Raw genomic sequence first — 7,926 nt, 5'->3', positions numbered from 1 at the left:
GCCCCGCAGTCCGCCCGACCCACGTCCGGCACCGGCACGCTCGTGCGCTGCTCCGGCAGCCGGCCCACCGAGATGCCGACCCGGGCAACCCGTCGACCCTGTACCGCCAGTACCCGCAGCAGCCACCCACCCGGCGGAGGAGGATCGTCCGGTCCACCACCGGCCCGGACCGCACCGGAACCGTTCAGTTCCTCCGCGCCGGGCACCGGGACCTCGTCGCCGCGGACCGGCAACCGGCCCAGCGCCGCCATCACGAAACCGCCGACCGTCTCGTACGGGCCGGGTGGCAGCGCGAAGCCGGCCCGTTCGGCGAAGTCGGCCAGGTTGAGCCGGCCGTCCACCTCGACCGGGCCACCGGTCAGGTCGGGGTCGGGGTCGGTGTCGTACTCGTCGTGGATCTCGCCGACCAGTTCCTCGATCAGGTCTTCGAGGGTGACGATCCCGGCCGTGCCGCCGTACTCGTCGACCACGACGGCGAGGTGGTGGCGTTCGCGGCGCATCTCGGTGAGTGCAGCGAGCACCCGCTTGCTGCCGGGCACCTTCTTCACCTCGCGGGTGAGTTCGCCTATCGTCGTGCAGGCGTCGTCGTCCGGTCGGAGCAGTACGTCGCGCAGGTGCACGAAGCCGATCACGTCGTCGTGGGTGCCGTCGACCACCGGGTACCGGGTGTGGGTCTCCGCCCGGACCAGTTGGGCCGCCTCCTTCAGGGGCAGCCCCGCCGCCAGGAAGACCACCTCGGTCCGGGGCATCATCACCTCGCGGACCAGGCTGGCGCCGGCCTCCAGGACCTCGTCGATGATGCCCCGCTCCACCGGGTCGAGCCGGGTGTTCACGGCGACCAGGTCGCGGAGTTCGGCCTCGCTGATCTGCTCCCGGCCCGCCGTCGGGCTCGCCCCGAGCAGTGCGGTGACCAGTCGGGTCGCCCCGTCCGCCGCACGTACGACGACTCGGGCCAGGGCCCGGGCGAGTGGGCCCGGGTCCCTTCGAGGATGCCCCGGCGATCGTCGCCGGGGCCCGGTACTGCCGGACTCCCGCATGCCAGAAATGGTAGACACCGGAGGCGCCCGACGTGGGCACCCTGGACCGGAGTTCATCCTCCCGGCCGTGTTCGGCTCTGTGCAGAATTGACCGAACGTGGTGGAATGCTTCGGGCCTTGGTCAACGCAGTCCGCTCATCACACCAGCACCGATCCCATCACACCAGTCAGGAAGGCACAGGGCGTGAAACTCCTCGTCACCGGGGGCGCCGGTTACATCGGCAGCGTGGTCACCCGGATGCTGCTCGACTCCGGGCACCAGGTGGTGGTCCTCGACGACCTTCGCACCGGATGTCCCGAGGCGGTCGCCCCGGAGGCCACCTTCGTCCAGGCGTCCATCCACGACGCCGCCGAGGTGCTCACCCCGGACGCCGGCTTCGACGGTGTGCTGCACTTCGCCGCGCTGATCGCGGCCGGCGAGTCGATGGTCAAGCCCGAACTCTACTGGGCGAACAACACCGTCGGCTCGCTCGCTCTGCTCGACGCGGCCCGGACCGCGGGCGTACCCCGGTTCGTCTTCTCGTCCACCGCCGCCGTGTACGGCAACCCGACCAGCCTGCCCATCGCGGAGACCGCCCACACGCTGCCGACCAACACGTACGGCGCCACCAAACTCGCCGTCGACTTCGCGCTCGCCTCGATGGCCACCGCGCACGGGCTCGCCGCCGTCTCGCTGCGCTACTTCAACGTCGCCGGGGCGTACCTCCGGCCGGGCATCGCCCTGGGCGAACGGCACGAGCCGGAGACCCACCTGATCCCGATCGCCCTCGAGGTGGCCGCCGGCCGGCGCGAGAAACTGCAACTCTTCGGCGACGACTACCCGACCCTCGACGGGACCTGCGTACGGGACTACATCCACATCGAGGACCTGGCCCGGGCGCACCTGCTCGCGTTGGAGACGGCCCGGCCCGGCGAGCACCGGGTCTTCAACCTCGGCAACGGCAACGGCTTCACCAACCGCCAGGTGGTGGAGGCGGTCCGCGAGGTGACCGGACATCCGGTGCCGACGGAGACGGCACCCCGCCGCTCGGGTGACCCGGCCGAACTTGTCGCCTCCGCCGACCGGGCCCGCGACGAACTGGGCTGGATCCCGGCCAAGCCCGGCCTGCCCGAGATCGTCGCCGACGCCTGGACGTTCTACCAGGCCCGGCTCCAGGACGGCCAGGCGTGACGGGTGCGCCGGACGGTCCGGTGACGGAGCGGGCCAGCACCGGCTTCACCAGGGCGTACGGCAGCCGGCCGGACGGGCTGTGGGCGGCGCCCGGCCGGGTCAACCTGATCGGCGAGCACACCGACTACAACGACGGCTTCGTACTGCCGTTCGCGCTGCCCCGCCGTACCGTCGTCGCCGCAGCGCCCCATTCCGGCCGACGCTGGACGGTGTGGTCGGAGCAGGCCGGCGAGCAGGTTTCGTTCGGCCGGGCCCAGGCCGCCGAGCCGGGGCGGGTCGGCGGCTGGGCGGCGTACGTGGCCGGGGTCGTCTGGGCCCTCTACGAGGCCGGTCACGACGTGCCGGTCGCCCGGCTGGCCATCGCCTCAGACGTACCGCTGGGTGCCGGCCTCTCCTCGTCGGCGGCCCTGGAGGCGGCGGTGCTCACCGCGCTGCTCGACCTGGCCGAACTGGACGTGCCGGTGGCCGACCGCCCCGGCCTGGCCCAGCGGGCCGAGAACGGCTACGTCGGGATGCCGTGCGGGATCATGGACCAGTCGGCGTCCATCCGCTGCCGGCCCGACCACGCACTCTTCCTGGACTGCCGCACCCTGGAGGTGGAGCAGGTCCCGTTCGACCTCGGCGCCTGCGGGCTCGCCGTGCTCGTCGTCGACAGCCACGCGCCGCACCGGCACGTCGGCGGCGAGTACGCCGCCCGCCGGACCGCCTGCGAGTCGGCCGCCGCCGCCCTCGGGGTGCCGGCGCTGCGGGACGTCGGCACCGACCAGCTCGACGCGGCACTCGGCCGGCTCGACGACCCGGTGGTACGCCGCCGGGTCCGGCACGTGGTGACCGAGAACCAGCGGGTACGGGAAACCGTGGAACTGCTCCGCGCCGGCCGGCTCGCCGAGATCGGGCCGCTGCTGACCGCCTCCCACCGGTCGATGCGGGACGACTTCGAGATCACCGTGCCGGAGGTGGACACCGCGGTCGAGGCCGCCATGTCCGCCGGTGCGTACGGCGCCCGGATGACCGGCGGCGGCTTCGGCGGCTGCGTGCTCGCCCTGGTCGACCGGGCCGCCGCCGAGCCGGTGGCGTCAGCGGTGGCCAAGGCGTACGCCGAGCGGGGTTTCCGGGCTCCGACCAGCTTCACCGCGACCCCGGGCGCGGGAGCTCGACGGCTGTCCTGAGCATCTCGGAGACCACGGGCGTGGAGGATCAACCGTCTCGCTGCCACGCGGCGTGGTCCGCCTCGATCCGTTGCCAGACACCCCGCAGCCGCTCGTCCGGCACGTCGTCGAGCGACAGGCGGAACACGTCCCGCAGCACGGTCCGCCACTGCGCGTACCCGGACAGCTCCCGGGCGGTACGTCGCCCAGGCCGGTGTCCAGCCACCAGGCCCGGCCGTCGACGACCGTGGTCAGCGCGAGATGGTTGCCGCTGTCCCCTGCCGGGTCGTCGGCCTGGCCCTGCACGCCGGCCCGGTCTCGCCCCGGCTCTGCTGCGGTCGATCAGGCGCCCCGACCTCCGGCCCGGGAGCCCGGCGGATCCACCGAGTCCAGCCGACCAGGGGTCACCGACCGGACCGGAGATCGGTACCCTGCCGCGATGTCCAACATGGTCTCGACCGACCCGGTCCGTGCCTCCGGCAAACCGCCGGTGATCGACGTCGGCCAACCGGGCCCGTGGTCGATTGTGCGGCTACCCATCAACGGATGCCGGGCCTTCACCGCCGGCCCCCCGGCAGTCGACCCGGTGACGTTCGGCCTGACTGCCGACGCGGTGGCCCGGCCGAGGTCGCAATAATGTCGCCCCGACCGAATCGCATCCCCGGCGATCTTCCGTTCGTCGTCAAGGCCGACGGCCGCAAGTTCGCGTTCTGGTTCGGCGGCGTAGCGGGCGGCAGCCTCCTCCTGCTCTGTTGCCTCGTCGGAGGGCACAGTTACCTGCTCGCCCGTGACCTGAACACGCCACCGACCGAAATGATCAACACCGTCGCCGTCCCGGTCCTCATCCCAGGGATGCTGGTGCTGGGCTGGCCCGTGCTGGTGGCGTACCGCCGGCTGATCGGCCGAGGGCCACTGCTGGCCGCCGACCACTCCGGAGTGTGGGTCCGGACCGCCGGCATGCTCGGCCGCCCGTACTGGCTGCCGTGGGAAGCGGTTGTTGCCGTGTACGCCGGTGGAAATTTCGGCGGGAAAACCGTCTGGATCGACTGCGACCCTCGGCACCCGGCGTTCCCACCCGGCACCCGGTTCCCGGTCCGTACGCTGACGTCCGACCACGACGCCCGGCAGATACTCACCGCGCTCGACGGGTTGGCATCCGGGCGGGCATCCGTCCGACCTCTCGGCTGACCGCTCACTGTTGGATCACCGACAGTGATCGGCTGACCGCGATAATGTGTTCTATTGTCAAGAAAAGGACCTAAACGAGGTCAACCGACGTCACGGGTCGCAGTCGCGATGCCGGGGTCCTGATTCGGATTGGCTTGCGCGGAGCGGCGCAGCACGTCGGAATCGAAAGGCCGGGCCGACCATGCGAACGACGCCGCCACAGCACGGCTGCGAAAACCCTCCACAGTCACCGCTCCGCGGCACGTCCGCACGCGCACCTTCGCGCGGTTACGCACTCGGACGGTCGACAGGATGACGACGACCAACTCGGGGCCCGAAGACGCGGCCTACAACCGTGGGCTCGACGCTGGACGGATCGAGCAACGTCTGCAGGGCCACGATGACCACTTCCAACAGATCAACGGTTCGATCGACGCGATGACCCGGGCGCTGCAGAGTCTCACCGAGGAGGTACGCGCGAAGGCCGCCGTGTTCAGTGCCAACGCGACCTCCGATCGCCGTGACGCCGGAGAACGGGAGAAGATCGCGATCACGGTTGCGGCGGCTCTGGTGGAGAGGGCGAGCACCGTCGAGGCGGCGAAGTCGAACCGGTGGATGACCTGGCAACGCTGGTTCGCCGTCGCCGGCGCGATCGTCCTGATCGTGAACTTCAGCCTGGGGCTGTATCTGGCGTTCGACCGCTGACCGTGCCTCCACCGGCAGCCCGTCCGGCGGCGGTGTGAACCCTCAGCCGGTCTCGACGATCATGCCGGCGCCGACCGTGCGGTTCGTCATCTCGTCGATGACGATGAACCCGCCGGTCGTCCGGTTCCGGCGGTACTCGTCGGCGAGCAGCGGCACCGTGGTACGCAGCCGTACCCGGCCGATCTCGTTGAGGTTCAGTTCGGTGGCCGACTCGTCCCGGTGCAACGAGTTGACGTCGAGCCGGTACCGGAGACCGCGGATGACGGCTCGGGCGGACCGGGTGGTGTGCTTGATGGCGTACTTGGCGCCGACCCGCAACGGCCGGGTCTCGTCCATCCAGCAGATCATCGCCTCGATGTCCTGGGCCACCGCCGGAGCGTTGGTCGGACGGCAGATCAGGTCGCCTCGGGAGATGTCGATCTCGTCGGTCAGCCGGACGGTCACCGACATCGGCGGGAACGCCTCCTCGACCGGGCCGTCGGCGGTCTCGATCGCGACGATCCTGCTGGTGAACCCGGAGGGCAGCACCATCACCTCGTCGCCGGGCTTGAGTACGCCGGAGGCGACCTGTCCGGCGTAGCCCCGGTAGTCGGTGACCGTGGTCGACTGGGGACGGATCACGTACTGCACCGGGAACCGCACGTCGACCAGGTTCCGGTCCGAGGCGATGTGCACGTGTTCGAGGTGGTGCAGCAGCGACGGGCCCTCGTACCAGGGGGTGTTCTCGGAACGGCTGACGATGTTGTCGCCGCGCAGCGCCGAGATCGGCACCACGGTCAGGTCCGGCGCCTCCAGTTTCGCGGCGAACGCGGTGAACTCGTCGGCGATCCGCTCGAAGACGTCCTGGGACCAGTCGACCAGGTCCATCTTGTTCACGCAGAGCACCAGGTGCGGCACCCGGAGCAGGGAGCAGAGGAAGGCGTGCCGGCGGGACTGCTCGACCAGGCCCTTGCGGGCGTCGACCAGGATCAGCGCCAGGTCGGCGGTTGACGCGCCGGTCACCATGTTCCGGGTGTACTGGGTGTGTCCGGGGGTGTCGGCGATGATGAACTTCCGCCGGGGGGTGGCGAAGTAGCGGTACGCGACGTCGATGGTGATGCCCTGTTCCCGCTCGGCCCGCAGGCCGTCGGTGAGCAGCGCCAGGTTGGTGTACTCGTCGCCCCGGGCCTGGCTGACCGCCTCGACCGCTTCGAGCTGGTCGGTGAAGAGGGACTTGGTGTCGTACAGCAGCCGGCCGATCAGGGTGGACTTGCCGTCGTCGACGCTGCCGGCGGTGGCGAACCGGAGCAGGTCCATGCTCCGGGCCTCGGTGGGGATCGCGGTGGCGGTCATCAGAAGTAGCCTTCCCGTTTGCGGTCTTCCATGGCCGCCTCGCTGACCCGGTCGTCGCCCCGGGTGGCGCCGCGTTCGGTGATCCGGGTCGCGGCGACCTCCTCGATCACCTTCTCCACCGTGTCCGCGTCGGAGCGGACGGCGGCGGTACAGGAGGCGTCACCGACGGTGCGGTACCGGACCTGGGCGGGGAAGGGCGTTTCGGTGCCGCGCGGGGAGATGAACTCGTTGACCGCGTACAGCATGCCGTCGCGCTCGATGACCTCGCGCTCGTGCGCGTAGTAGATCGACGGCAGGGACAGCTTCTCCCGGGCGATGTAGTGCCAGACGTCGAGTTCGGTCCAGTTGGACAGCGGGAAGATCCGGATCGACTCTCCGGGGTGGTGCCGGCCGTTGTACAGCGACCAGAGTTCGGGGCGCTGGTTCTTCGGGTCCCACTGCCCGAAGTCGTCACGGAAGCTGAACACCCGCTCCTTGGCCCGGGCCTTCTCCTCGTCCCGGCGGGCGCCGCCGAACAGCGCGTCGAAGCGGTACTTCTCCACCGCGTCGAGCAGCACCGGGGTCTGGATCCGGTTGCGCATCCCGTCGGCCGACTCCTGGACCAGCCCGGATTCGAGTGCCTCCGGAACGCTGGCGACGACCAGGTGCAGCCCCATCTCGGCCACCCGCTGGTCGCGGTAGTCGAGCACCTCGGCGAAGTTGTGGCCGGTGTCGACGTGCATCACCGGAAACGGGATCCGGGCCGGTGTGAACGCCTTCTCGGCCAGCCGGAGCATGACGATCGAGTCCTTGCCACCGGAAAAGAGCAGCACCGGCCGCTCCAGCTCGGCCACCACCTCGCGGATGACGAAGACGCTCTCGGCTTCGAGGGCGTCCAGATGCGACACCCGGTACGCCGCAGGCTGGCGCATTTAAGACCTTTCCGGTTGGTTAAGTCAAGAGACTTGCCTAGGTTACCCGGAGATGGTGCTGCAACGCTGCAAGCAACCGAGGCGCAAGATCCTTACGGCACACCACGAGATCGGGCAGCCGAGGATCGGCCTGGTTGTATTTCAGCGCGGATCCGTCGATTCGGGAAGCGAAAAGGCCGGTGGCCGTCGCCACAGCGACCGGCGCCGCCGAGTCCCACTCGTACTGGCCGCCGGCATGCACGTACCCGTCGACCTCGCCGGTTATCACCGCGGCGATCTTCGCACCGGCCGATCCCATCGGCACCAGCTCCGCACCGAGTTCGTCAGCCAGTTCGGCGAGGAACACCGGCGGGCGACTGCGGCTCGCCGCGAGCCGCAGCTTCCGCCCGGGCCCCACCGGATCCGCTGCCCCGGCACCACCGGTCGCCGCCGGCAGCGTCATCGGCGGGTAACCC

At 70.5% G+C, this 7,926-nt stretch carries 10 protein-coding genes; 5 read left to right on the top strand and 5 right to left on the bottom strand.

Going from position 1 to position 7,926, the window contains the following annotated elements:
• On the bottom strand, positions 1 to 1,037 hold a 1,037-nt coding region (locus I0C86_RS34835; protein ID WP_196205568.1), incomplete at its 3' end, for a hemolysin family protein.
• A 238-nt stretch (positions 1,038 to 1,275) separates the two neighbouring features.
• Here I0C86_RS34835 and galE point away from each other — a divergent pair.
• Both galE and galK read left to right on the top strand, forming a co-directional pair.
• Positions 1,276 to 2,208 (top strand): UDP-glucose 4-epimerase GalE, encoded by a 933-nt coding sequence (gene galE / locus I0C86_RS34830; protein WP_230395290.1) that lies wholly within the window; start codon positions 1,276 to 1,278, stop codon positions 2,206 to 2,208.
• Complete coding sequence (gene galK, locus I0C86_RS34825; protein WP_196205566.1) at positions 2,205 to 3,377, top strand: galactokinase; 1,173 nt, start codon at positions 2,205 to 2,207, stop codon at positions 3,375 to 3,377. The genes galE and galK overlap by 4 nt, the downstream gene beginning before the upstream one ends.
• 28 nt (positions 3,378 to 3,405) lie before the next feature.
• Here the strand turns inward: galK and I0C86_RS34820 are convergent, their stop codons facing one another.
• A complete protein-coding gene (locus I0C86_RS34820; RefSeq protein WP_196205565.1) occupies positions 3,406 to 3,582 on the bottom strand; it encodes a hypothetical protein in 177 nt (58 codons plus the stop codon).
• 213 nt (positions 3,583 to 3,795) lie between these two features.
• Here I0C86_RS34820 and I0C86_RS34815 point away from each other — a divergent pair, with 213 nt between their 5' ends.
• From I0C86_RS34815 to I0C86_RS34805, 3 genes are all read left to right on the top strand, one after another.
• Positions 3,796 to 3,993, top strand: coding sequence for a hypothetical protein (locus I0C86_RS34815; RefSeq protein WP_196205564.1), 198 nt, complete (start codon positions 3,796 to 3,798; stop codon positions 3,991 to 3,993).
• Positions 3,993 to 4,544: a hypothetical protein gene (locus I0C86_RS34810; protein WP_196205563.1), complete on the top strand. Its 552-nt coding sequence runs from the start codon at positions 3,993 to 3,995 to the stop codon at positions 4,542 to 4,544. Before I0C86_RS34815 ends, I0C86_RS34810 begins: the two co-directional genes overlap by 1 nt.
• Before the next feature lie 291 nt (positions 4,545 to 4,835).
• On the top strand, positions 4,836 to 5,228 hold the full coding sequence (locus tag I0C86_RS34805; protein ID WP_196205562.1) for a hypothetical protein: 393 nt from the start codon (positions 4,836 to 4,838) through the stop codon (positions 5,226 to 5,228).
• A 42-nt stretch (positions 5,229 to 5,270) separates the two neighbouring features.
• Here I0C86_RS34805 and cysN read toward each other — a convergent pair whose 3' ends face one another.
• The 3 genes from cysN to I0C86_RS34790 form a co-directional block, all read right to left on the bottom strand.
• Positions 5,271 to 6,560 carry a sulfate adenylyltransferase subunit CysN gene (cysN, locus tag I0C86_RS34800; protein WP_196205561.1) on the bottom strand — a complete coding sequence of 430 codons (1,290 nt, stop codon included), beginning with the start codon at positions 6,558 to 6,560 and terminating at the stop codon, positions 5,271 to 5,273.
• Positions 6,560 to 7,471: a sulfate adenylyltransferase subunit CysD gene (gene cysD, locus I0C86_RS34795; protein WP_196205560.1), complete on the bottom strand. Its 912-nt coding sequence runs from the start codon at positions 7,469 to 7,471 to the stop codon at positions 6,560 to 6,562. The genes cysN and cysD overlap by 1 nt, the downstream gene beginning before the upstream one ends.
• Before the next feature lie 37 nt (positions 7,472 to 7,508).
• Positions 7,509 to 7,926: inositol monophosphatase family protein (locus I0C86_RS34790; protein ID WP_323374032.1), on the bottom strand; the 418-nt coding region annotated here is incomplete at its 5' end.

Origin of the sequence: Plantactinospora alkalitolerans (assembly GCF_015690345.1) — a bacterium.
In the GTDB taxonomy this organism is placed as follows: domain Bacteria; phylum Actinomycetota; class Actinomycetes; order Mycobacteriales; family Micromonosporaceae; genus Plantactinospora; species Plantactinospora alkalitolerans.
This window is presented reverse-complemented; position numbering and strand designations above follow the sequence as displayed.

What these genes read in the sequence shown, in the direction of transcription:
- cysD (WP_196205560.1), bottom strand. Translation starts at nt 7,471, where the DNA reads ATGCGCCAGCCTGCGGCGTACCGGGTGTCGCATCTGGACGCCCTCGAA.
- I0C86_RS34810 (WP_196205563.1), top strand. Translation starts at nt 3,993, where the DNA reads ATGTCGCCCCGACCGAATCGCATCCCCGGCGATCTTCCGTTCGTCGTC.
- I0C86_RS34805 (WP_196205562.1), top strand. Translation starts at nt 4,836, where the DNA reads ATGACGACGACCAACTCGGGGCCCGAAGACGCGGCCTACAACCGTGGG.
- cysN (WP_196205561.1), bottom strand. Translation starts at nt 6,560, where the DNA reads ATGACCGCCACCGCGATCCCCACCGAGGCCCGGAGCATGGACCTGCTC.
- I0C86_RS34815 (WP_196205564.1), top strand. Translation starts at nt 3,796, where the DNA reads ATGTCCAACATGGTCTCGACCGACCCGGTCCGTGCCTCCGGCAAACCG.
- galE (WP_230395290.1), top strand. Translation starts at nt 1,276, where the DNA reads ATGCTGCTCGACTCCGGGCACCAGGTGGTGGTCCTCGACGACCTTCGC.